Origin of the sequence: Actinosynnema pretiosum (assembly GCF_024171695.1) — a bacterium.
GTDB classification, from domain to species: domain Bacteria; phylum Actinomycetota; class Actinomycetes; order Mycobacteriales; family Pseudonocardiaceae; genus Actinosynnema; species Actinosynnema pretiosum.
Genome location: NZ_JAMTCF010000002.1, coordinates 521,939 through 544,132, shown reverse-complemented (window position 1 = coordinate 544,132; position 22,194 = coordinate 521,939). Strand labels below are relative to the sequence as shown.

Here is a 22,194-nt window from a genome sequence, read left to right as displayed (position 1 = left end):
GCGCGCGCGGTAGCGACCGGACGGGGGTCAGGTCCCCGGCTGGACGTTCTTCTCGAAGAAGTCGGCCAGCGCGTCCGCCGTCAGGTCCGCGCTGCCGCTCTTGGTGACGATCCCGAGCAGCGGCCTGCCCTCGGCGACGAAGGTCAGCAGCCCGAGCCCGCCGTCGGCCGAGGCCTGGTAGGTGCCCTGCAGACCGTTGCCGCCCCAGCGCGCCTTGACCACGTCGGACTTCAGCGAGGCGACGACCGCGCCCGCGTCCCGCTCGGCCCCGGTGATCGTCTCGGTGAGCACGTACTGCACCGAGTAGTCGTCCTTGAAGGCGCAGCTGACGACCGAGCCCTTGACCGTGATCGCGCCGGACACGCCCGCCGTGCCGCCCGCCTTGCACTCGGCGGTGTCGGCGACCGCGCCCGCGAGGTGGCGCAGGCAGGTGGTGAAGCCCTTGTCGTCCTTGGCGGTGTCGCTCTTGCACTCCTCGGCGGTCGGCACGCCCGACCCGGAGAACGCGACCACGCCGCCCACGACCAGCAGCACCGCGGCCAGCGCGCCGCCGACCGACAGGAGCACCTTGTTCCGGTTGCCCGCCTTCCTCTGCTCCGGCTGGCGCGGCGCGAGGGTGGGGAAGTTGAACTGCTGCGGGCCGTACGGGGCGGTCACCGACGGGTTGGGGTGCTGGCCGCTGATCGCCGGGTTCACCGGGTACGGGCCGCTGGCCGCCGGGTTCACCGGGTGCCCGCCGGTGCTCGGACCGACCTGGTGCGCCCCGCTGATCACCGGGTTGACCTGGTGCGGACCGCTGCTCGCGGGGGTCTGCGCGATCGGGTTCGACGCCGGGGTCCCCTGCGCGGGCGTGCCCTGCCCGTGGACCATCGGCGGCAGGTAGGCGGTGGTGGCCGATGGCGAGTCGCCGGTCGGCTGGGGCTGCGGGTCGGGCCTGGTCGCGACCCCGTCCCTGGGCACGTGGTGCGCGCCGAGCGCGACGGCCGTCTCCGGCTGGTCCAGGCTGGTCGGGACGACGCCGACCTTCTCGGAGATCATGTTCGCCACGAGCGGGATGCGGCTGGAGCCGCCGACCAGGTAGATGCCCGCGAGCTGGCCGGGCGTCATGCCGGTGGAGCCGATCGTGGAGGCCAGCAGCTCGACGCTGCGCAGCATGCTCGGCCTGACCAGCGCCTCCAGGTCCGCGCGGGTGACCAGCACGTCCTCGAACGGCTCCGGCATCGGGACCTCGGTGTGCGGGTGCCGCGACAGCGACTCCTTGGCCGCCCGCACGTCCTCCTGGAGCGCGCGCCTGGCCCGCCGGTCGCCGGTGCTCTCCGGGCGCAGCAGCCGCTGCCAGCGGGCCGGGTCGCGGTGCGCGACCTGGCGGCCGACGTGCTCCAGCAGCGCCTGGTCCACGTCGAGCCCGCCCAGGTCGGGCAGGCCGTCGGAGGCGAGGACGGTGAACCCGTCGCGGGTCGCGCCGACGATCGCCACGTCGAAGGTGCCCGCGCCGAGGTCGTAGACGGCCAGGGCCTGGCCGACGGACAGCGAGGCGTAGTGCGAGGCGGCGGCGACCGGCTCGGGGAACAGCAGGATCTCGCAGTCCGCGCCCGCGAGCCTGGCGCTGGACAGCAGCACGTTGCGCCTGGTCGCGCCCCACTCGGCGGGGTGGGTGAGCCGGATCTCGTCGATCTTCTCGCCGCCCAGCTGGCGGTTGGTCTCCTCCAGCACGCGGCGCAGCACGGCGGCGAGGGCGTCGGTGACCGGCACGACGTCGTCGCCGAGCAGCAGCGCGCCCTCGTCGACGCGGCGCTTGGGGTTGGGCTCGAAGCGGGACGGGTCGAGGCGGGCCCTGCGCTCGGCGTCGCGGCCGACGACCAGCGAGCCGCCCTCCTCGCAGTAGATGGCGGAGGGCATGGTCGCGGAGCCGTCCACCTCGACCACCCTCGGTGGCCTGCCGTGCGCGGCCAGTACCGCGACGGTGTTGGAAGTCCCCAGGTCGACCGACAGGACGCGCATGTTCACCTCTCCGTCCGCAAGCGGCGTGATCGTCCCACACCGCGTTGGGCGCCGGTGGCGTCTCGGGAAGATGTGCGACGAGGTGAGATTCACTCCGCCGAGTGAGGCTCATCTTTACCCACGGCGGGTCGCGCGGTGTCGGCGGGGGCGGTTCCGGCGCAGGTCAGATGACCTTCCGGAGACTCCCTGGTGATCAACTGGCGGACACCCCCGAAAAGTGCGGGAAACCGGCCCGGGAAGCCCTCGGAACGATCTTCGCCCCGGTTCTGTCGGTGCGGTCGGTCAAGATTGCCCCGTGGATGTGACGACCGCTTTCTCACCGGCGACCAGGCAGTGGTTCGCCGGTGCTTTCGCCGCGCCCACGGCCGCGCAGGCCGGGGCGTGGGAGGCCGCTGCCGCCGGGGAGAACGCGCTGGTCATCGCCCCGACCGGGTCCGGCAAGACGCTGGCCGCGTTCCTCTGGGCGCTGGACCGGCTGGCCCAGGAACCGCCGCCGGAGGAGCCGCGCGAGCGGTGCCGGGTGCTGTACGTGTCGCCGCTGAAGGCGCTGGCGGTGGACGTGGAGCGCAACCTGCGGGCGCCCCTCGCGGGCATCCGGCAGGCCTCGCGCAGGCTGGGGTTGCCGGAGCCCGCCATCGAGGTCGGGATGCGCACCGGGGACACGCCCGCCGACGTGCGCAGGGCGTTCGCGCGCAAGCCGCCGGACGTGCTGGTCACCACGCCGGAGTCGTTGTTCCTGGTGCTCACCTCGGCCGCGCGGGACTCGTTGCGCGGGGTGCGGACGGTGATCCTGGACGAGGTGCACGCGGTGGCGGGCACGAAGCGCGGCGCGCACCTGGCGCTGTCGCTGGAGCGGTTGGACGGGCTGCTGGAGCGGCCCGCGCAGCGGATCGGGCTGTCGGCGACGGTGCGGCCGGTGGAGGAGGTGTCGGCGTTCCTCGCGGGCGGGCGGCCGGTGCGGGTGGTGCAGCCGGAGTCGGCCAAGACGATCGAGGTGCGGGTCGAGGTCCCGGTCGAGGACATGTCGGCGCTCGGGGAGCCGACCGGCGAGGTGAGCGGGTCGGCGGCGGGCGGTGAGCGGCGGACGTCGATCTGGCCGTCGGTGGAGCAGCGGGTGCTGGAGCTGGTGCGGGAGCACCGGTCGACGATCGTGTTCGCGAACTCGCGCAGGTTGGCGGAGCGGTTGACGGCGCGGCTCAACGAGCTGGCGGCCGAGGCGGCCGAGGGCGGTGGGGCCGGCATGGACGGTTCCGGTGCGGGTGGTCCCGGTGCGGACGGCCTTGGTGCGGACGGCTTTGGCGGGGGTGCGGGTCCGGACGGGTCGGGCTCGGCGGTGGCGCGGTTCCCCGCAGCGGCGGTCGGGCAGTCGGGGGTGACGGTCCAGGAGGGGCCGGTGATCGCCCGCGCCCACCACGGGTCGATGTCGCGCGAGCAGCGCACGTCCGTGGAGGAGGAGCTGAAGTCGGGGCGGCTGCCGTGCGTGGTGGCGACCTCGTCGCTGGAGCTGGGCATCGACATGGGCGCGGTGGACCTGGTGGTGCAGGTGGAGGCGCCGCCCACGGTCGCGTCGGGGTTGCAGCGGGTCGGCCGGGCCGGGCACCAGGTGGGCGCGGTGTCGCGCGGGGTGGTGTTCCCGAAGTTCCGGGGCGACCTGGTGTCCTGCGCGGTGGTGGCCGAGCGGATGCGGGACGGCGCGATCGAGGCGGTGCGGTACCCGCGCAACCCGCTCGACGTGCTGGCGCAGCACGTGGTGGCGATGGTCGCGCTGGAGCCGTGGTCGGTGGAGGACCTGGCGCGGGTGGTGCGCGGGGCGGCGCCGTTCGCCGGGTTGCCCGAGTCGGCGCTGCTGGCGGTGCTGGACATGCTGGCGGGCCGGTACCCGAGCGAGGAGTTCGGCGAGCTGCGGCCGAGGATCACCTGGGACCGGGTCACCGGGGAGCTGCGCGGGCGGCCGGGCGCGCAGCGGCTCGCGGTGACCTCCGGCGGCACGATCCCGGACCGGGGGCTGTTCGCGGTGATGACCCCGGCCTCGGAGGCCAAGCCTGGCTCGCGGGTGGGCGAGCTGGACGAGGAGATGGTCTACGAGTCGCGGGTGGGCGACACGTTCCTGCTGGGCACCTCGTCGTGGCGGGTCGAGGACATCACGCACGACCGCGTGGTCGTGGTGCCCGCGCCCGGCCAGCCCGCGCGGATGCCCTTCTGGAAGGGCGACGCGCCGGGCAGGCCGCTGGAGCTGGGGCGGGCGCTCGGGCGGTTCCTGCGGGAGGTGTCGGCGCTGCCCGAGCCCGAGGCAGTGGGGCGCGCGGCGGCGGCCGGGCTGGACGAGTGGGCCACGGCGAACCTGCTGACCTACCTGAAGGAGCAGCGCGAGGCGACCGGGCACGTGCCCAGCGACCGGGCGGTGCTGGTGGAGCGGTTCCGCGACGAGCTGGGCGACTGGCGGCTCGTGGTGCACTCGCCGTTCGGGGCGCAGGTCAACGCGCCGTGGGCGCTGGCGATCGGGGCGCGGCTGCGGGAGCGGCGCGGGGTGGACGCGCAGGTGGCGCACTCGGACGACGGGATCGTGGTGCGGCTGCCGGACGCGGTCGACGCCGAGGGCGGGCAGGCCGTCGCCGGGGCGGAGGACGTGCTGCTCGACCCGGACGAGGTGGAGCAGGTCGTGGTCGCCGAGGTGGGCGGGTCGGCGCTGTTCGCGGCGAGGTTCCGGGAGTGCGCGGCCCGCTCGCTGCTGCTGCCCCGGCGCGATCCGAGGCGGCGCACCCCGCTGTGGCAGCAGCGGCAGCGAGCGGCGCAACTGCTGTCGGTCGCCTCGAAGTACGAGAGCTTCCCGGTGGTGCTGGAGGCGATGCGGGAGTGCCTGCAGGACGTGTACGACGTGCCGGGGCTGCGGGAGCTGATGGCCGACGTGCGGGCCAGGCGGGTGCGCGTGGTGGAGGTGGAGACGCCGTCGCCGTCGCCGTTCGCGCGGAGCCTGCTGTTCGGGTACGTCGGGATGTTCCTGTACGAGGCGGACACCCCGCTGGCCGAGCGGCGGGCGGCGGCGCTGTCGCTGGACTCGGCGCTGCTGGCGGAGCTGCTGGGGTCGGAGGCGATCCGGGAGCTGCTCGACCCGGAGGTGCTGGAGGAGGTCGAGCGGGCGCTGCAGCGGCTCGCGCCCGACCGGCACGCGCGGGACGCCGAGGGGGCCGCCGACCTGCTGCGGTTCCTCGGCGACCTGTCCGAGGAGGAGGCCGCCGACCGGGGTGTGCGGCCGGAGTGGCTGGCCGAGCTGGTGGCGGCGCGGCGGGCGATCCGGGTGCGGATCGCGGGCCACGAGCGGGTGATCACGATCGAGGACGCCGGGCGGGTGCGGGACGCGCTGGGCGTCGCGCTGCCGGTGGGCGTGCCCGAGGTGTTCACCGAGCCGGTGGCCGATCCGCTGGGCGACCTGCTGGGCCGGTACGCGCGCACGCACGGGCCGTTCCCGGCGGGGCAGGCGGCGGAGCGGTTCGGGCTCGGGGTGGCCGTGGTGACCGGGGTGCTGGAGCGGATGGCCGCGACGGGGCGGTTGGTGCGCGGGGAGCTGCGGCCGGGCGGCACGCACACCGAGTACTGCGACGCGGAGGTGCTGCGGCGGTTGCGCAGGTCGTCGCTGGCCAGGCTGCGCTCCGAGGTGGAACCGGTGGAGCCAGCCGCGCTGGGCCGGTTCCTGCCGGGCTGGCACGGCGTCGGCAGGCGGGTGCGCGGGGCCCCGACGGCGGACGACGTGTACGCGGTGGTCGAGCAGCTGGCAGGCGCGCCGCTGCCCGCGAGCGCGGTCGAGTCGCTGCTGCTGCCCGCCCGGTTGCCCGGCTACCACCCGGCGCTGCTGGACGAGCTGACCGCGGCGGGCGAGGTGACCTGGACGGGGTGCGGGGCGCTGGCGGGCGGTGACGGCTGGGTGGCGCTGGCCCCGACCGACGTGGCGGACCTGCTGCTGCCGGACCTGGTCCCGGAGTCGGCGCCGGAGTCGCCACTGCACACGGCCGTGGTGGAGGCGCTGGCGGGCGGGGCGCTGTTCTTCCAGCAGGTGGTGGACCGGGTGGCGCTGCAGGGCCCGACGACCGATCAGGAGGTGGTCGGCGCGCTGTGGGACCTGGTGTGGGCGGGCCTGGTCACGAACGACACCCTGGCCCCGCTGCGCGCGCTGGTGTCGGGCGGCGGCGCGCACAAGCCGAAGCGCGCGACGCCGAGGGGCCGCTACGCGCGGATGCGCGCGACCCGCCCGGACATGCCGAGCCGAACCGGTCCGCCGACGGTGGCGGGCCGCTGGTCGCTGGCCGTGGTGCCGTCGCCGGACCCGACGCGCAGGGCGCACGCGCGGGCGGAGGCGTTCCTGGAGCGCCACGGCGTGCTGACCAGGGGCGCGCTGGACACCGAACGGGTGACCGGTGGCTTCAGCGCGGTGTACCGGGTGCTGCGCGCGATGGAGGAGTCGGGCCAGGTGGTGCGCGGCTACGTGGTCGAGGGCTTGGGCGCGGCCCAGTTCGCGGCGAGGGGCGCGGTGGACCGCCTGCGCGCCCTGTCGGCCCCACCGGGCCGGACGGAGTCGGAGTGGCCGGAACCGGGAGCGCCTGAAACGGGCGGGCCTGAAACGGGGACATCGGAGTCAGGGGCACCGGGGTCGGGTGCCCCTGGAACGGACTGGTCTGGGCCGGACTGGTCTGGGCCGGAGCCGAACTGGTCAGCAGGATCTGCCAGGTCTGCCGGTTCGGTTGGGCCTGCCGGTTCGGCGGGGTTCGCTGGTTCGGCGGGGTTCGCCGGTTCAGCGGGCTGGGGCGGTCCGGTGCGGCCAGGGGGTTCGACACGGTCAGGTCCGACCGCCGTGGTGCTGGCGGCGGCGGATCCGGCGCAGCCGTACGGGGCGGCGCTGTCGTGGCCGGAGCAGGTTGGTGGTGGCAAGCACCGGCCGGGGCGCAAGGCGGGGGCGTTGGCCGTGCTCGTCGACGGGGAGGCCGTGCTGTACGTCGAGCGGGGCGGGAAGTCGCTGCTGTCGTTCACCGAGGAGGACGAGCCCTTGCGTGCCGCGGCGCAGGGGTTGAGCCGGGCGGTGCGTGACGGGTGGCTCGGGCAGTTGTCCGTGCAGCGGGCGGATGGGGAGGTGGCATTGGGTTCAAAACTGGCAGGTGTGCTCCAGGAAGCGGGGTTCCGGGCGACTCCGAAGGGGCTCCGGCTACGAGCCTGACCGGTGACAGGTGACCGGCGACCGGCAGCCGGTCACCGGCAGTCGGTCACCAGGCGGCCAGGCGGCCAGGCGGCCAGGCGGCCAGGCGGCCAGGCGGCCAGGACCACAGCGGATACCACCGCTGGGTCGTGCCGGGCAGCCACCGTGGGGCGCGTCGTGGTGCGACTGCCAGGTCGCGGTTCGTGCCGTGGCGCCGACGCCCCGAGGGCAGTCGGGGCGTCGGCGGGGACTGGCAGGGAGGTGTGCCAGTCATCGGTGGTGGCTTGGTTGGCGGTGATCGCTGGGGTGGTGGTTGTCGGCGGAGGGGTGGTGGTTAGCGGAAGAGGCTGCTGTAGGCGTTCAGGGCGGGTTGGCCGCCCAGGTGGGCGTAGAGGACTGTGGAGTCCTTCGGGATTTCGCCGGTGGAGACCAGTTCGACCAGGCCTGCCAGGGACTTGCCCTCGTACACGGGGTCGGTGATCATGCCTTCCAGGCGTGCGCCCAGCTTCATGGCCTCGGTGGTGGACTCGCCCGGCACGCCGTAGATGCCCTCGTGGAAGCGCTCGTCGAGGATGACCTCGTCGTCCGCCACCTCCACGCCCAGCAGGGACGCGGTGTTCTTCGCGATCCTGGTGACCTGGTCCTTGGTCTCCTCGGGCTTGGCCGAGCCGTCGATGCCGATGATCCGCCTGCCGGTGCCCGCCCAGCCCGCGACCATCCCCGCCTGGGTGCTGCCGGTGACGGAGCAGACCACGATCGTGTCGAAGTGGACGCCCAACTCCTTCTCCTGGCGGTCGACCTCGGCCGCCCAGCCCGCGAAGCCGAGGCCGCCCAGCGGGTGGTCCGAGGCGCCTGCGGGGATGGCGTAGGGCTTGCCGCCTCGGGCTCGCACGTCGTCCACGGCCTGTTCCCACGCGGGCTTCACGCCGATGCCGAAGCCCGCTTCGACCAGGCGGACGTCGGCGCCCATGAGCCTGCTCAGCAGGATGTTGCCCACCCGGTCGTACACCGCGTCCGGCCAGTCGACCCAGCTCTCCTGCACCAGCACGCACTGGAGTCCGGCGCGTGCGGCGGCGGCTGCTACCTGGCGGGTGTGGTTGGACTGCACACCGCCGATGGAGACGAGGGTGTCGCAGCCCTGCGCCAGGGCGTCGGCGACCAGGTACTCCAGCTTCCTGGTCTTGTTGCCGCCGTAGGCGAGGCCGGAGTTGCAGTCCTCGCGCTTGGCCCACACCCGCGCGCCGCCCAGGTGCGCGGTCAGGCGCTCCAGCGGGTGGACCGGCGACGGGCCGAAGGTCAGCGGGAAGCGGCTGAAGTCGTCCAGTGCCACGTCAGTCCTCCTCGAGCAGGTCCGCCAGCGTCGCCCAGTTGCGCTCGACCAGCACGGCGGCGAGGTCGGCGTCCGGGGCCGCGCAGGCGGCGATGATCTCTTCGTGCATCGCCACGGAGTGACGACCTGGCGGGGTGCCGAACCGCAGCCGCTCAAGGCGGCGCACCAGCGGGGTGTAGCGCTCGATCGTGGCGACGACGGCGAAGTTGCCGCTGCGCCGCACCGCGACGTCGTGGAACTCGTCGTCGGCCGCCAGCGCGGCGGCCACGTCGCCGTCGACCAGGGCCGACGCGAACCGGGTGTTCGCCGAGCGCATCGCGTCGAGGTCGCCCGCGTCCATGAGCGGGACGGCCAGGCGGACCGCGAGGGCGTGCATGGCCTGGACGACGGCGTGCGCGTCCCGGACCGCCGACGTGCTCAGCTCGGTGACCCGCGTGTAGCTGTGCGGCTTCGACTCGACCAGGCCCTCGTCGGTCAACCGCGCCAACGCCTCCCGCACCGGAGTCCGCGACAACCCGAGCCGTTCGGCCAGCTCGACGTCGCGAATCGGCGCGCCGGGGGCCAGATCGCCGACCATGATCGCCTCACGGATCGCCGACAACGCCTGGTCCCGATAGAGGGCGCGGCCAATATATTGCATATCGGCACTATAGGGAGTGCGGGGCACGAGCGATAGAGCAAAGCGAGAGAGCGAGCAGGTGGGTGGGTGGGCGGGTAGGTAGGCGCTGGAGAGCACAGGCGGCAGGACGAGCGGGAGGGCGTTGGAGCGCACCGGCGGCAGGGTGAGCGGGCGGGCAGTAGGGCGAGTGGGCGAGCGGGAGGGCAAGTGGGCGAGCGAGCAGGCGGGCGGGAGGGCGGAGAAACGGACGGGCAGGGAGGCGAACCTGGGTGAGCGGGAGGGCGAGCGAGCGGGCAAGAAAGCAGGCAGGCGGGCGAGCAGGCGAGTGGGCGGGCAGGCGGGTACCGCCGGGGGCGGGCACGGCGGGGCGCTTGGAGCCCTCGGCTGGAGGAGGCCGGAGGCGGACTACCAGGTAGGCGGGGTGGTCACCTCGGGGTCAGGACGCAGAACTCGTTGCCCTCGGGGTCGGTCAGGACCACCCACGGGACGTCGCGCTGACCGATGTCCACGTGGGCCGCGCCCAGGGCCAGCAGGCGGTCGACCTCGGAGCCGGTGGCGTCGTCCACGCCGGGAGCCACGTCCAGGTGGACGCGCAGCTTGGAGCGCTTCCGGTCGTCCGTGCGCACGAACTCCAGCCACGGGCCGCGCTCCGGCTTCAGGGACGCGAACTTCTCGTGCGTCCGGAACACCTCCAGGCCCGTCGCGGCCGACCAGAAGCGGGCTTGGGTGGTCGGGGTGTGGGCGTCGCACACCACCGCCGCCAGTGGGCCCGCTGTCGCGTAGCCGTCCCTCGGGTCCAGGACGCAGAACTCGTTGCCCTCCGGGTCGGTCAGGACCACCCACGGGACGTCGCGCTGGCCGATGTCCGCGCGGGCCGCGCCCAGGGCCAGGGCCCGGTCGACCAGTTCGGCCTGGTGCTCCGCGCTCCGGCTGTTCACGTCCAGGTGCACGCGGTTCTTCTCGACCTTCGCGTCCACGCCCACCCCGAACAGCAGTTCCAGGCCCTCGACGTCCAGCACCGACTCGTCCGGCGGAGAGGTGGAGGGCGCGGGAGGCGCGGGGACCGCAGAGTTCACCGAACCCTCGTCACCGCCAACAGCCGGTGAACCGGGCGCTACCGCATCGTCCAGCAAAACCGGCGAAACGGGCGAAACGGCTCCCCCTGGACCGGGAACGCCGAGCAGTTCCGACCAGAAACCGGCCAAAGCCCTGTGATCCCGCGCATCAACAACAACGCTGCACCATGTAGTTGACATCGCCCGACGGTAGCCTCTCCGATCATGGCGCAACTGGTTCTCGGCCCGGTGCTGCGGCACGTGAACGGTTCCTCGGCGACCGTCTGGGTGGAAACCGATTCTTCCTGCGAGGTGACCGTCGCCGGTCACTCGGCACGGACTTTCCAGGTCGGCGAGCAGCACTTCGCGCTCGTCGTCGTCCGGGACCTCGTTCCCGGCACGACCACCCCCTACGAGGTCGCCCTCGACGGGACGCAGGCCTGGCCTGAGCCCGACTCGCCGTTCCCGCCCTGCGTGATCCGGACCAAATCCCCCGACGACAACACCCACAACCTGGTGTTCGGCTCCTGCCGAGCCGCCAAGCACGACGGGCGCAAGGCCGACAAGCTCGGTCCTGACGCGCTCGACGCCTTCGCGCTGCGCATGAAGGACCAGCCCGTCGAGGAGTGGCCGGACGCGCTGCTGCTGCTCGGCGACCAGGTCTACGCCGACGAGCCCACCCCTCGGATCAAGGAGTGGCTGGCGGAGCGCAGGGACGGGCGCGAGCCCAAGGGCGAGGTGGTGGAGTTCCGCGAGTACGCCGAGCTGTACCACGAGACCTGGGGCGACCCGGAGATCCGCTGGCTGCTGTCCACCGTCCCCACCTCGATGATCTTCGACGACCACGACGTGCGCGACGACTGGAACACCTCCCGCACGTGGCGCGAGCAGATGGCCCGCAAGCCGTGGTGGCCGGAGCGCATCCGCGCGGGCCTGGCCTCGTACTGGGTCTACCAGCAGCTCGGCAACCTCGACCCGGACACGCTGGCCCAGGACGACCTGTTCGGCAAGGTCACCTCGGCCGAGGGCGACACCCAGCACCTGCTGGAGGAGTTCGCCGAGGCCGCCGACGCCGAGCTGGACGGGCGCAAGTCGACCTGGTGGAGCTACCGGCGCGACTTCGGCCGGGTGCGGCTGCTGGTGATCGACACCCGCTGCGGGCGCATCCTCGACGGCGACCGGCTGATGATCAGCAACGACGAGTTCGACTGGATCGAGCGCAACGCCGAGGGCGACTTCGACCACCTGCTGATCGGCTCGTCGCTGCCCTGGCTGATGCCGCACGGCCTGAGCCACCTGCAGTCGCTCAACGAGCACGCCGCCGCCCAGCCGGGTTGGCGGGGCGCGCTGGGCGAGAAGGTCAGGCAGGTCGCCGACCTGGAGCACTGGCCCGCGTTCCGGGCCTCGTTCGAGCGGCTGTCGAAGCTGATCGCGCGGATCGGGACGGGCGCGGAGGCGCCCGCGAAGATCTGCGTGCTGTCCGGGGACGTGCACCACAGCTACGCGGTGCGCGCGGAGTACCCGAAGCCGACCGACTCGGCGATCTACCAGCTGGTGTGCTCGCCGGTGCACAACGACCCGCCGTGGTTCTTCCGGCCCGCGTTCGCGCTGTTCTGGACCAAGCCGGTCACCCGGTGGCTGCGGAAGCGCGCCGACCGGCAGGGCATCTCGCAGGACCCGCTGGCGTGGCGCCGGGAGAGCGGCCCGCACTTCGGGAACTCGGTGGGGCAGCTGCGGATCGAGGGCAGGAAGGCCCGGTTCCGGCTGGAGACGGCCAAGGAGGCCGAGAAGCTCACCGAGGTCGCCGACCTGGAGCTGTGAGCTGGCGGATGTGAGCTGGCGGATGTGAGCAGGTCAGGCGTGAGCAGGTCTGGTGCGAGCAGGTCAGGTGTGAGCTGACGGGCGCGACCAGGTCTGGCATGAGCTGACAGGCGCGAGCAGGTCGGCGTGGGACGAGGCCCGTGCTTCCCGGTGGGGAGCGCGGGCCTTCGGCTTTCCGGACCGGCGATCCGAGGGGGCGCGCCTACTTCGTGGCCAGGCGCAGCAGCGCCCACAGCTGCGCGATCGCGTCCCGGTCGCCCCTGGGGGCCACCTCGCGGTCGGGCACGCGGCCCCACAGCCAGCGGTACAGCGCGGTCGGCGTCCCGGTCACGACCCCGTCGCCGCGCTCCCCCGGCCGCGCGAGGTGGTAGGTGGCCGGGTCGGGGCCGGTTCTGGCCAGCCAGGCGTGGGCGCCTGCCCGCAGCAGCACCGAGCCCTCCCGCGTCCCGCGCACGCCCAGCACGTCCAGGCGGTGGCCCAGCCAGAGCGACAGCACCTCGTCGATCCCGTCGAGGGCGAGGTCGTCGGCGACCGGGTCCAGGTCGATCCCGGCCGCGGCTTGCGCGTCCATCCGGTGCACGGTCGCCTCGTGGGCGAGCCTGCGGGCCCAGAAGGCGATGTCGCGCCGGGGTGGGGACCAGGTGTCGCACGGTTCGGCCGGGTCGGAGGCGCGCAGTGCTTCGAGCAGCGGGGTCAGGCCCTGGAGGAGGTAGGTGGGCAGGTCCTGGTCGGGGGTGGGCTCGTGCTGCCACTGGGATGAGCCGTCGACGCGGGCCAGGACCATGCGCTGGGTGCTGCCGACGTGTCGGGCGGTCTCGCCGAGGTTGAGGCCTGGGCAGGCGGGGACCTGGAGCTCGGGTCTGCCGCGCGCGGCGACCGCCAGCAGTGCTGTTTCCCGTTCCACGACGTCGATGTGCTGCCCGTACCCCAGGAGTCCTCGGCTCACGGGCCGCCCTTCGCGCGTGGTTGTCGCCCGGTGGGAGGGGCGGGGATGAGGGGGGAACAGGGGGCGTTGGGGGTGGGACCGGGGAAAAGATGTCTGCGGGACCGAGGAAGAGACCAAGGGCATCCGGTGGCAGTGAGGGGCGTGGTGCAGCAGTTGGGCGTCTGCGCCGCTTCGCGGCGCAGCGCCTGACGTGGGGGCGCTTCCCCCGCCCCCACGTCAGGGCATCGCTCGAACACGTGTTCGAACGTGATCAGCGTAGCGCGTCGGCCCGGCACTCAACAACCCGGCCGGGCGTGGTCTCATGAACAGGTGAGCGCACCCCACGACCACCCCGGCATCGCCAAGGTCGCCGCAGTGCTGGACGAGTCCGGCCACCCCGATTCCTCGCGGGGCATCCGCGTGCTGGCGGACGCGGTCCGCACCGCCGCCGAGGCCGCCGAGGCGGTCGGCGTGCCCGTCGGCGCGATCGCCAACAGCCTGGTCTTCGCCGCCGTCACCGACGGCGTCGCCACCCCGCTGCTCGCGCTGACCTCCGGCGCGCACCGCGCCGACACCGCGCTGCTGGCGGAGCTGGTCGGCGCGGACTCGGTCGAGCGGGCCACCCCGGCGTTCGTCCGCGAGCACACCGGCCAGGTCATCGGCGGGGTCGCGCCCGTCGGGCACCCGGCCCCGCTGCGCACCCTCGTGGACGTGGCGCTGCGGGAGCACGAGGTGGTGTGGGCGGCGGCGGGCCACCCGCACGCGGTCTTCCCCACGACGTTCGACGGCCTGGTCGCGCTGACCGGTGGCGCCCCCGCCGAGGTGGCCAGGTGACCGCGCTCCCGCCGGCCCGCAAGCTGGTCGAGGCCTCCCCCGCCGACCTGACCGCGCGGCTGCCCGAGGCGCTGTCGCTGTACGTGAACGCCATGCGCTACCCGAGGGGCACCGCCGAGCAGCGCGCCCCGATGTGGATGTCGCACATGACCCGCCCCGGCTGGCGCTGCGTGCTGGCGCTCGGCGAGGAGGACGAGCTGGTCGGCGTCGGCTACGGCTACCACGGGGCGTCCGGCCAGTGGTGGCACGAGCAGGTGCGGCACGGCCTGACCCTGGTGTCCGGCCCGGCCTCGGCGCAGGAGTGGATGAGCGACTACTTCGAGCTGACCGAGCTGCACGTGCTGCCCAGCGCGCAGGGCGCGGGCATCGGCGAGGCGCTGCTGCGGGAGCTGCTGGCGGGCGTGTCCAGCCCGCGCGTGCTGCTGTCGACGCCGGAGGGCACCAGCCGGGCGTGGAAGCTGTACCGGCGGGTGGGCTTCGTGGACGTGCTGCGGCACTACCAGTTCACCGGCGACCCGCGCCCGTTCGCGGTGCTCGGCCGCGAGCTGCCCGTCGACTGACGCGCGACGGGCTCCCCCTGGGAAAAAGGGGAGCCCGTCGCGGTCGGACTAGAACGGCGAGACGAACCCGCTGGCCGGTCGGCCGAAGCCCGCGCTCAACCCGTCGATCTTGCGCCACCGGGTGTAGGCCACCCGGTCGCCGTAGTTGCCCTCGACGGTGCGCACGTGCGTGGCCTTGAGGCCGCTGTCGTCGTAGCGGACCTCAACGACCAGCCCGACGTGCGCGAACATCGACGGGTACTGCCCGAACACCACGACGTCGCCCATCTCCACGTTCCGCTCGGAGATGTCGCGCCACTTGCCGTTCTCCCGCGCCCACTTCTGCCAGTAGGTCGCCCAGTGCCCCTGGTCGAGGCCGGACGAGCCGGGAGCGGGCCGCATGGCGGGCCGGTCCTTCACCCCGCCCACGGTCCACGCCCAGTTCACGAACACCCCGCACCACTGCGCGGGGCGCATGACGGCGGAGTCGACCTGCTGGTAGCGCTCGGGGTACAGCTCGGGCCCGCTCTCGCGCTGCCCGACCTCGGCCATCGCCTTGTCGACGATCTCCTGCCGGACCCGCCACTGCTCCAGCTCGCCCGGCGCGGCCTGCGCGGGCACCGCGACGGCACCCAGCAGCGCGGCGGAAGCCAGCACGGCCCCCAGCGCCGCGCGGACACCCCGTCTGGACATCGTTCCCCCTCCTGACGCGCCACGGGCGGCGCGGACGCTCCCGCCGTGGACCCGCGTCACCCGGTCGACCGGGCGGTGCGGCGCGGACGTGCTCCGCGCCGCACGTTCGTGGATACCTGATGCGGGCCCGGTCACGCCAGGCCCTGAGGGGCAGACCTCAGCGAACGCGACGTGAACGACCGGGCCTCGCACGACCGGGCGTCAGAGGGCGGCGAGCCGCTCGCGCAGGGTGTCCAGGCCCATGCAGCCCATCTCCAGCGCCTCCTGGTGGAACCGCTTGAGGTCGAACGCGGCCCCGTGCCGGGCGCGGGCGTCCTCGCGGGCGGCCAGCCACAGCCGCTCGCCGAGCTTGTACGCCGGGGCCTGGCCGGGCCAGCCGAGGTAGCGGTCGATCTCGTCGTGCACGTGCGCGGGGTCGGTGATGGTGCGGGTGAGCATGAACTCCAGGCCCAGCTCCGGCGTCCACCGCTCGCCCTCGTGGAAGCCGGTGCCCTTCGGGATCTCCAGCTCCAGGTGCATGCCGATGTCGACGATCACGCGGGCGGCGCGGAACAGGTGCGAGTCCAGCATCCCGAGCAGGTCGCCGGGGTCGCCGAGGTAGCCCAGCTCGCGCATGAGCCGCTCGGCGTACAGGGCCCAGCCCTCGCCGTGGCCGGAGATCCAGCACATCAGGCGCTGGAAGTCGTTGAGCTTCTCGGCCTGGTAGACCGCCGTGGCGATCTGCAGGTGGTGGCCGGGGACTCCCTCGTGGTAGACGGTGCTGACCTCGCGCCAGGTGGAGAACTCCTGCCGGTCGGCGGGCACGGACCACCACATGCGGCCGGGGCGGGAGAAGTCCGGGGTGGGGCTGGTGTAGTACGCGCCGACGCCGCCGCCGGGCGGGGCGATCCGGCACTCCAGGGCCATCAGCTCGTCGGGCAGGTCGAAGTGCTTGCCGCGCACGTCGGCGAGCGCCGCGTCGGACAGCCCCTGCATCCACTCCCGCAGCCCGTCCTGGCCGGTCACCCGGTAGCGCGGGTCGGCGTCGAGCGCGGCGGCGGCCTCGGCGATCGTGGCGCCGGGCTTGATGCGGCCCGCGACCTCGCGCATCTCGGCCTCGATGCCGGAGAACTCCTCCCAGCCCCAGGCGTAGGCCTCGGCCAGGTCGAGCTTCGCGCCGGTGAAGAAGCGCGACTTGAGCCGGTACGCCTCCTCGCCGACCGCGTCCTTGGTCGGCGCCTTGGGGGCGAGCTCGGAGCGCAGGAACTCGGCGAGGTCGGCGTACGCCTCGCCCGCCGCGCGCGCCCCGGCCTCCAGGTCGGTGCGCAGCGCCCGGTCCTCGGGGGCGGGCGCGATCAGGTCGGCGAAGAACGAGCGGCCGGTGGCGCGGCCCGACCAGGTGTCGCACTGCTCGGCGACCTTGGTGACCTGGCGCAGCGCGGCGACCCGGCCCTCGTCGGCGGACCGGCCGAGACCCGCGCGCAGGTTCGCGACGGCCTCGGGCATGGCGGCCAGGCGCTTGGCGATGACCGCCCAGTCCTGCTCGGTGGCGGTGGGCATCTGGTCGAAGGCCTCGCGCAGGGCCTGCACCGGGCTGGCGATGACGTTCAGGTCCGACTGGTGGGCGCCCGCGTCGTAGAGGTCCAGGTCGACGGCGGTGCGCTCCAGGAAGACCGCCTTGGCGACGGTCTCGGAGGCGTCGGCGGGCTCGGCGGCCTCGATCTCGCGCACGGCGCGGCGGGTCAGCTCCTCGCGGGCGGCGTGGCCCTGCGGGGAGTAGTCGGTCAGCCGGTCGTCGTGACCGGGGATGCCGGTCTGGGTGGCCAGGAGCGGGTCGGCGGCGGCGTAGTCGGCGACGTAGCGGTTGCTGACCGCGTGCACACCTGCGGAGGTCGATGACATGCGTCGAACCTACCCGGAGCCACCACCGGGTTATCGCACTGCGTGACCGGATTGGGGTGGACGGGTGAACAGGACCGGGTCGTCGGGACGGACGCGGTGGCCTTGCGTGACCGGTGTGCCGAACTTGCGACCGCCCGACCGGTGGTGCGCACGGGCTCCCGCGCGCGGCTGCCGGCAGGATTGCCCGCGTGCCCAGGGCCTCCGCGCTCCTCCTTCCCGTGATCCTGCTGCTCGCGGCGTTCTCGCTGTCGGGCTGCGTGCGGCTGCACGCGGCGATGGCCCTGTCCCAGGACGACCTGGTGGCCGGGGAGATCGTCGCGGCGACCCCGCCGACCGGCGACGCCGACGTCGGCCCGCAGCTGAAGGTGCCGGACGGGCTGTCCGACCGGGTCACCACCAAGGCCTACCAGGCGGACGGCTACGCGGGGACGCAGCTGTCGTTCAGCAAGCTGACCTTCGACGAGGTCAAGGCGCTGGCGACCGCCACGAGCGCGTCGAGCAGCCGCTACCAGCTGAACTTCCGCCGCTCCGGCGAGCTGGTGACGCTGTCCGGCTCGGTGGACCTGACCTCGGTGCCCGCCGAGCGCGCGGACATCCAGGTCAAGATCAGCTTCCCCGGCGAGGTGGTGGACACCAACGGCCGCGAGGAGGAGGACGCGGTGCTGTCGTGGCACCCGAAGCCCGGCCAGGCCTCGATGCTGACGGCGACGGTCCGCTACCCAGGCCCGGACTCCCAGTCGTGGTTCCCGTGGGTGATGCTCGTGGCGGGCCTGACCGGCGGCGCGGCGCTCGTCGTGGTGGTCATGGCGGTCGTCTCGCACCGCCGCAGCCTGGTCGCCTGACCCCGGCCCGCCCGCTGTGACGGGCGTCGCTGTCACACGGCAGGGGACCCCCTCGTCCACCCGGTATGAGGATGAACTTCGGCGAGATCGCCCCCGACGCCTACAAGCTCCTGCTCCAGCTCGACGGCTACGCGCGCAGGAACGTCGACCACGTGCTCATGGAGCTGGTCAAGCTGCGCGCCTCGGTGCTCAACGGCTGCTCGTTCTGCGTGGACATGCACTCCAGCGACGCGATCGCCGCAGGCGAGAGCACGCAGCGGCTGTTCGCGGTCTCCGCGTGGCGCGAGTCCGGGTTCTTCAGCCCGGCCGAGCGGCTGGCGCTGGAGCTGACCGACGCGGTGACCCGGCTCGGCGAGCACGGGGTGCCGCAGGAGCTGTGGGACCGCGCCGCCGCGCAGTGGTCCGAGAAGGAGCTGGCCGACCTGCTGGTGCTGATCGTCAGCATCAACTCGCTCAACCGGCTCGGCGTCGCGCTGGACACCGGCAAGGACCGCGAGCTGGTCTGACCACCGCGTTCCGGGGCGGACCACCGCCCCGGAACGCCCGGTGTCACGCCGTCGTGCGGGCGGGCGCGAGGCCCAGGTTCGCCACGACCTCGCGGGTCGCCTTCGACCGGTTGAGCGTGTAGAAGTGCAGCCCCGGCACGCCCTCGGCCAGCAGCCGCTCCCCCATCCTGGTGACCAGCTCGACGCCCGCGCGGCGGAACCCGGCCGCGTCGCCGGTGAACGGGTCCAGCGCGCGCGCCACCGAGTCCGGCACCGGGGCGCCGGACAGCTCCACGGTCTTGGCCAGCGTCCTGGGCGTGGTCAGCGGCATCAGGCCCGGCAGCAGGGCCGCGTCGCAGCCGCGCGCCACGACCCGGTCGCGCAGCCGCAGGAAGTCGTCCGCCTCGAAGAACAGCTGGGCGATGGCGAAGTCCGCGCCCGCCCGCAGCTTGCGCACCAGGTGCTCGGTGTCGGTGTCCAGGTCGGCCGAGCGCGGGTGCCCGTACGGGAACGCCGCGACGCCCACGCAGAAGTCGCCCAGCTCCCGGCACAGCCGGACCAGCTCCTCGGCGTAGTTGAGCCCCTGCGGGTGCGCGGTCCACTCGCCGTTCGGGTCGCCGGGCGGGTCGCCGCGCAGCGCCAGGATGTTGCGCACCCCGACCGCCGCGTACCAGCCGATGACGTTGCGCAGCTCGGCCACCGAGTGGTCGACGGCGGTCAGGTGCGCCATCGGCACCAGGGTGGTCTCCTGCGCGACCCGCCCGGTGGCGCGGATGGTGCGGTCGCGGCCGGAGCCGCCCGCGCCGTAGGTGATGGACACGAAGGCCGGGTCGAGCGCCTCCAGCTCGCGGATGGCGCGCCACAGCACCTGCTCGTCCGCCGCGTCTCGCGGGGGGAAGAACTCGACGGAGAAGGCGGGGGTCTTCCCCGCGAGGCGTTCGAGCACCGACGTCATGCGACCAAGCCTAAAGGCACGTCCACCCCCTGGACTCCCCTGCTCACTTGCTGGGAGGTGAACCCCGGTTGGCGTCCGCGCGCGGGGAGAGGTGACGATAGACGCGTGGCGCTCCACCCGTTCGACCTCGACCTGGCCAAGCACGTTGACTCGGCCCTGGCCGCCTACCTCGCCGATCGCCGGGTGCTCGGCGAGCGCATGGAGCGCAGCTTCACCGAAGCGGTGGACGGGCTCACGGACTTCGTGCTCAGCGGCGGCAAGCGCGTCCGCCCCACCTTCGCCTGGTGGGGGTGGCGGGCCTCGGGCGGCAGCCCGGACGACGAGTCGGCGGGCCGCGTGCTCACCGCCGTCAGCTCGCTGGAGCTGATCCAGGCCTGCGCGCTGATCCACGACGACCTGATGGACGCGTCGGAGACCCGGAGGGGCAAGCCGACCATCCACGTGCAGTTCGCCGAGCGGCACCGGGACAACTCCTGGCTGAGCTCGCCGGAGCAGTTCGGGCTGGCCGCCGCCGTGCTGATCGGCGACGTCGCGCTCGCCTGGGCCGACGACATGCTGTTCGCCGCTGGCCTGCCCACCGACGCGCTGCAGCGGCTCAGCCTGCCGTGGCGCGACATGCGCACCGAGATGCTCGCGGGCCAGTACCTGGACGTGCTGACCCAGGCGCGCGGCGACGCCTCGGCGGACGCCGCGCTGCGCATCGACCGGCTCAAGACGGCGGCCTACACCGTGGAGCGCCCGCTGCACATGGGCGCGGCCATCGGCGGCGGCTCGGCCGAGCTGATCGAGGGTCTGCGCGCGTTCGGCCGGGACATCGGCGTGGCGTTCCAGCTGCGCGACGACCTGCTCGGCGTGTTCGGCGACCCGGCGGTGACCGGCAAGCCCGCCGGTGACGACCTGCGCGAGGGCAAGCGCACCCTGCTCGTGGCGCTGGGGATCGAGTACGGCGCGGACGCGCTGCAGGGCGCGCTCGGCCGCCCCGACCTCGGTGACGCGGAGGTGGACGTGGTGCGCGAGCAACTGGTGGCGGTCGGCGCCGTGGACGCCTGCGAGCGGCGGATCACCGAGCTGACCGACTCGGCGCTGCGCGCGCTGGAGGCGGCCCCGGTCGCGGACCGCGCGGTCACCGAGCGGCTGGCGGAGCTGGCCGTGAGCGCGACGAAGCGGACCAGCTGAGGTGCGGCTGGTCACCGGGCGGACCGACCACGTCGTGGTGGTCGGTGCCGGGCTGGCCGGGCTCTCGGCCGCGCTGCACCTGCTGGGCGCGGGCCGCCGCGTCACGGTCGTCGAGCGCGAGTCCACCCCCGGCGGTCGCGCGGGGCGGCTGGAGCTGGGCGGGTTCACCGCCGACACCGGCCCGAGCGTGCTGACCATGCCGGAACTGGTCGAGGAGGCGTTCAACGCGGTCGGCGAGAGCGCCGCCGCGCGCCTGGACCTGCGCCCGGTCACCCCGGCCTACCGGGCGCGCTTCGCCGACGGCTCGGTGCTGGACGTGCACTCCGACGCCGAGGCGATGGAGGCCGAGGTGCGCCGGTTCGCTGGCCCCGAGCAGGCGCGCGGCTACCGGCGGCTGCGGGCCTGGCTGACCGAGCTGCACCGGGTCGAGCGGGACGCGTTCATCGGCGCGAACTTCGACTCGCCGCTGGACCTGCTCACGCCGCAGCTCGCGCGGCTGGCGTCGCTGGGCGGGTTCGCCCGGCTGGACCCCTCGGTGGGCCGGTTCGTGTCGGACGAGCGGCTGCGCCGGGTGTTCACGTTCCAGTCGCTGTACGCCGGGGTCGCGCCGCGCAAGGCGCTGGCCGCGTACGCGGTGATCGCCTACATGGACACGATCGCGGGCGTGCACCACCCGCGCGGCGGGGTGCGGGCGCTGCCCGACGCGCTGGCCGCCGCGGCCGTCGACGCGGGCGCCGACCTGCGGTTCGACACGCGGGTGGCCTGGCTGGAGCGGATCGGCGGGCGGGTCACGGCGGTGCGCACCGGGCACGGCGAGCGGATCGCCTGCGACGCGGTCGTGCTCACCCCGGACCTGCCGGTGTCCTACCGGCTGCTGGGCCACCGGCCGCGCAGGCCGCTGCCGGTGCGCTGGTCGCCGTCGGCGGTGGTGCTGCACGCGGGCACCCGGAGGCGCTGGGACGAGCTGGCCCACCACACGATCTTCTTCGGCGAGGCCTGGGACCGGACCTTCAGCGAGATCATCGACCGGGGTCAGCTGATGAGCGACCCGTCGCTGCTGGTCAGCAGGCCGCCGGAGGAGGACGCGGCGACGTTCGTGCTGGCGCCCGCGCCGAACCTGCGGGCGGGCCGGATCGACTGGGAACGGGTCGGGCCCGCCTACCGGGACGAGCTGGTGGCGGAGCTGGAGCGGCGCGGGCTGACCGGGTTCGGCGACTCGATCGAGGTCGAGCGCCTGGTGACGCCGAAGGACTGGGCCGCGATGGGCCTCGCGGCGGGCACCCCGTTCTCGGCCGCGCACACGTTCGCCCAGACCGGGCCGTTCCGGCCGAGGAACCTGGTGTCCGGGGTGGAGAACGCGGTCCTGGCGGGCTGCGGCACCACGCCCGGCGTCGGCGTGCCGCCGGTGCTGGTGTCCGGCAGGCTGGCCGCGCAGCGGATCACCGGGGTGGCCGCGCAGGCGGGCAGGCGCCCGGTGGCGGGACTGCTGGCGCGGGTCTCCCGGCGCTGACCGGATCCCGCAGGCCACCCCCCGACCACCCGTTCAGCCGGGCGGTCGCGGACCGTCCCGGCGAGGGGTGGGCCAGGACGTAGGGGGTGGTCAGGGCCCGTTCCGGCGCGGAGCGGCCCCGGTCGCGCCTGAGCGATCTCGGGGCGGCTTCGGAGCGGTTCCAGAACGGTTCCGAACCCGTCCCGCGCGACCGCCCGGTCGGGCGACCTCGCGCGGGCCACCAGCCCGAACCCGCCCCAACCGGGCCCGGAATGCCCGAATACCGCGCGCGAATACTCCGTGCGGCGCATCGTCACACCCGCGCCGACGTGCGAAGATCCCCCTCGGAGCCGCACCCGCGTCACGC

General features: G+C 74.0%; 15 protein-coding genes and 2 pseudogenes. 9 read left to right on the top strand and 8 right to left on the bottom strand.

Annotation, left to right across the window (positions count from 1 at the left end; translation table 11 throughout):
- Window positions 1–27: 27 nt before the first annotated feature.
- Window positions 28–2,001, bottom strand: coding sequence for an Hsp70 family protein (locus tag LV78_RS05775; protein ID WP_253843666.1), 1,974 nt, complete (start codon window positions 1,999–2,001; stop codon window positions 28–30).
- Window positions 2,002–2,302: 301 nt separating this feature from the next.
- Here LV78_RS05775 and LV78_RS05770 point away from each other — a divergent pair.
- Window positions 2,303–6,559: pseudogene (locus LV78_RS05770) on the top strand (ATP-dependent helicase); the annotation flags it as partial.
- Window positions 6,560–6,838: 279 nt separating this feature from the next.
- Window positions 6,839–7,204 (top strand): annotated as a pseudogene (locus tag LV78_RS42165) (hypothetical protein); the annotation flags it as partial.
- Between the two features lie 313 nt (window positions 7,205–7,517).
- On the opposite strand, the gene LV78_RS05765 reads toward LV78_RS42165, so the two are convergent.
- The 3 genes from LV78_RS05765 to LV78_RS05755 form a co-directional block, all read right to left on the bottom strand.
- A complete protein-coding gene (locus tag LV78_RS05765) occupies window positions 7,518–8,513 on the bottom strand; it encodes a 1-aminocyclopropane-1-carboxylate deaminase (RefSeq protein WP_253843665.1) in 996 nt (331 codons plus the stop codon).
- A gap of 1 nt (window position 8,514) precedes the next feature.
- Complete coding sequence (locus LV78_RS05760) at window positions 8,515–9,153, bottom strand: GntR family transcriptional regulator (RefSeq protein ID WP_253843664.1); 639 nt, start codon at window positions 9,151–9,153, stop codon at window positions 8,515–8,517.
- A 404-nt stretch (window positions 9,154–9,557) separates the two neighbouring features.
- On the bottom strand, window positions 9,558–10,388 hold the full coding sequence (locus tag LV78_RS05755; protein WP_301305842.1) for a VOC family protein: 831 nt from the start codon (window positions 10,386–10,388) through the stop codon (window positions 9,558–9,560).
- Window positions 10,389–10,412: 24 nt separating this feature from the next.
- Here LV78_RS05755 and LV78_RS05750 point away from each other — a divergent pair, with 24 nt between their 5' ends.
- Window positions 10,413–12,008, top strand: coding sequence for an alkaline phosphatase D family protein (locus LV78_RS05750; RefSeq protein ID WP_253843662.1), 1,596 nt, complete (start codon window positions 10,413–10,415; stop codon window positions 12,006–12,008).
- 202 nt (window positions 12,009–12,210) lie between these two features.
- Here the strand turns inward: LV78_RS05750 and LV78_RS05745 are convergent, their stop codons facing one another.
- On the bottom strand, window positions 12,211–12,954 hold the full coding sequence (locus tag LV78_RS05745; RefSeq protein ID WP_253843661.1) for a maleylpyruvate isomerase family mycothiol-dependent enzyme: 744 nt from the start codon (window positions 12,952–12,954) through the stop codon (window positions 12,211–12,213).
- 309 nt (window positions 12,955–13,263) lie between these two features.
- Between LV78_RS05745 and LV78_RS05740 the strand changes: the two genes are divergently transcribed.
- Both LV78_RS05740 and LV78_RS05735 read left to right on the top strand, forming a co-directional pair.
- Window positions 13,264–13,767 (top strand): YbaK/EbsC family protein, encoded by a 504-nt coding sequence (locus LV78_RS05740; protein WP_253843660.1) that lies wholly within the window; start codon window positions 13,264–13,266, stop codon window positions 13,765–13,767.
- The gene (locus LV78_RS05735; protein WP_253843659.1) at window positions 13,764–14,327 is read left to right on the top strand and encodes a GNAT family N-acetyltransferase; all 564 of its coding nucleotides are present in this window, start codon (window positions 13,764–13,766) and stop codon (window positions 14,325–14,327) included. The genes LV78_RS05740 and LV78_RS05735 overlap by 4 nt, the downstream gene beginning before the upstream one ends.
- Window positions 14,328–14,375: 48 nt before the next feature.
- Here LV78_RS05735 and LV78_RS05730 read toward each other — a convergent pair whose 3' ends face one another.
- Together LV78_RS05730 and LV78_RS05725 are read right to left on the bottom strand one after the other, a co-directional pair.
- A complete protein-coding gene (locus tag LV78_RS05730; protein WP_253843658.1) occupies window positions 14,376–14,999 on the bottom strand; it encodes a CHAP domain-containing protein in 624 nt (207 codons plus the stop codon).
- A gap of 201 nt (window positions 15,000–15,200) precedes the next feature.
- Window positions 15,201–16,880, bottom strand: a complete 1,680-nt coding sequence (locus LV78_RS05725; RefSeq protein ID WP_253843657.1) for a DUF885 domain-containing protein — start codon at window positions 16,878–16,880, stop codon at window positions 15,201–15,203.
- 188 nt (window positions 16,881–17,068) lie between these two features.
- Between LV78_RS05725 and LV78_RS05720 the strand changes: the two genes are divergently transcribed.
- The gene (locus tag LV78_RS05720) at window positions 17,069–17,722 is read left to right on the top strand and encodes a DUF3153 domain-containing protein (protein ID WP_253843656.1); all 654 of its coding nucleotides are present in this window, start codon (window positions 17,069–17,071) and stop codon (window positions 17,720–17,722) included.
- 71 nt (window positions 17,723–17,793) lie between these two features.
- Entirely contained in the window at window positions 17,794–18,228 is a 435-nt protein-coding gene (locus tag LV78_RS05715; RefSeq protein ID WP_253843655.1) for a carboxymuconolactone decarboxylase family protein, read from the top strand.
- Between the two features lie 43 nt (window positions 18,229–18,271).
- Here LV78_RS05715 and LV78_RS05710 read toward each other — a convergent pair whose 3' ends face one another.
- Window positions 18,272–19,162 carry a methylenetetrahydrofolate reductase gene (locus tag LV78_RS05710; protein ID WP_253843654.1) on the bottom strand — a complete coding sequence of 297 codons (891 nt, stop codon included), beginning with the start codon at window positions 19,160–19,162 and terminating at the stop codon, window positions 18,272–18,274.
- A gap of 105 nt (window positions 19,163–19,267) precedes the next feature.
- On the opposite strand from LV78_RS05710, the gene LV78_RS05705 reads away from it, so the two are divergent.
- Window positions 19,268–20,338 carry a polyprenyl synthetase family protein gene (locus LV78_RS05705; protein WP_253843653.1) on the top strand — a complete coding sequence of 357 codons (1,071 nt, stop codon included), beginning with the start codon at window positions 19,268–19,270 and terminating at the stop codon, window positions 20,336–20,338.
- 1 nt (window position 20,339) lies between these two features.
- A complete protein-coding gene (crtI, locus tag LV78_RS05700) occupies window positions 20,340–21,848 on the top strand; it encodes a phytoene desaturase family protein (RefSeq protein ID WP_253843652.1) in 1,509 nt (502 codons plus the stop codon).
- Window positions 21,849–22,194 lie beyond the last annotated feature (346 nt).

Excerpts from the sequence above, each read along its gene's own strand:
- LV78_RS05775 (WP_253843666.1), bottom strand. The coding sequence starts at position 2,001 with ATGCGCGTCCTGTCGGTCGACCTGGGGACTTCCAACACCGTCGCGGTA.
- LV78_RS05760 (WP_253843664.1), bottom strand. The coding sequence starts at position 9,153 with ATGCAATATATTGGCCGCGCCCTCTATCGGGACCAGGCGTTGTCGGCG.
- LV78_RS05755 (WP_301305842.1), bottom strand. The coding sequence starts at position 10,388 with ATGTCAACTACATGGTGCAGCGTTGTTGTTGATGCGCGGGATCACAGG.
- LV78_RS05750 (WP_253843662.1), top strand. The coding sequence starts at position 10,413 with ATGGCGCAACTGGTTCTCGGCCCGGTGCTGCGGCACGTGAACGGTTCC.
- LV78_RS05730 (WP_253843658.1), bottom strand. The coding sequence starts at position 14,999 with ATGTCCAGACGGGGTGTCCGCGCGGCGCTGGGGGCCGTGCTGGCTTCC.
- LV78_RS05725 (WP_253843657.1), bottom strand. The coding sequence starts at position 16,880 with ATGTCATCGACCTCCGCAGGTGTGCACGCGGTCAGCAACCGCTACGTC.
- LV78_RS05715 (WP_253843655.1), top strand. The coding sequence starts at position 17,794 with ATGAACTTCGGCGAGATCGCCCCCGACGCCTACAAGCTCCTGCTCCAG.
- LV78_RS05710 (WP_253843654.1), bottom strand. The coding sequence starts at position 19,162 with ATGACGTCGGTGCTCGAACGCCTCGCGGGGAAGACCCCCGCCTTCTCC.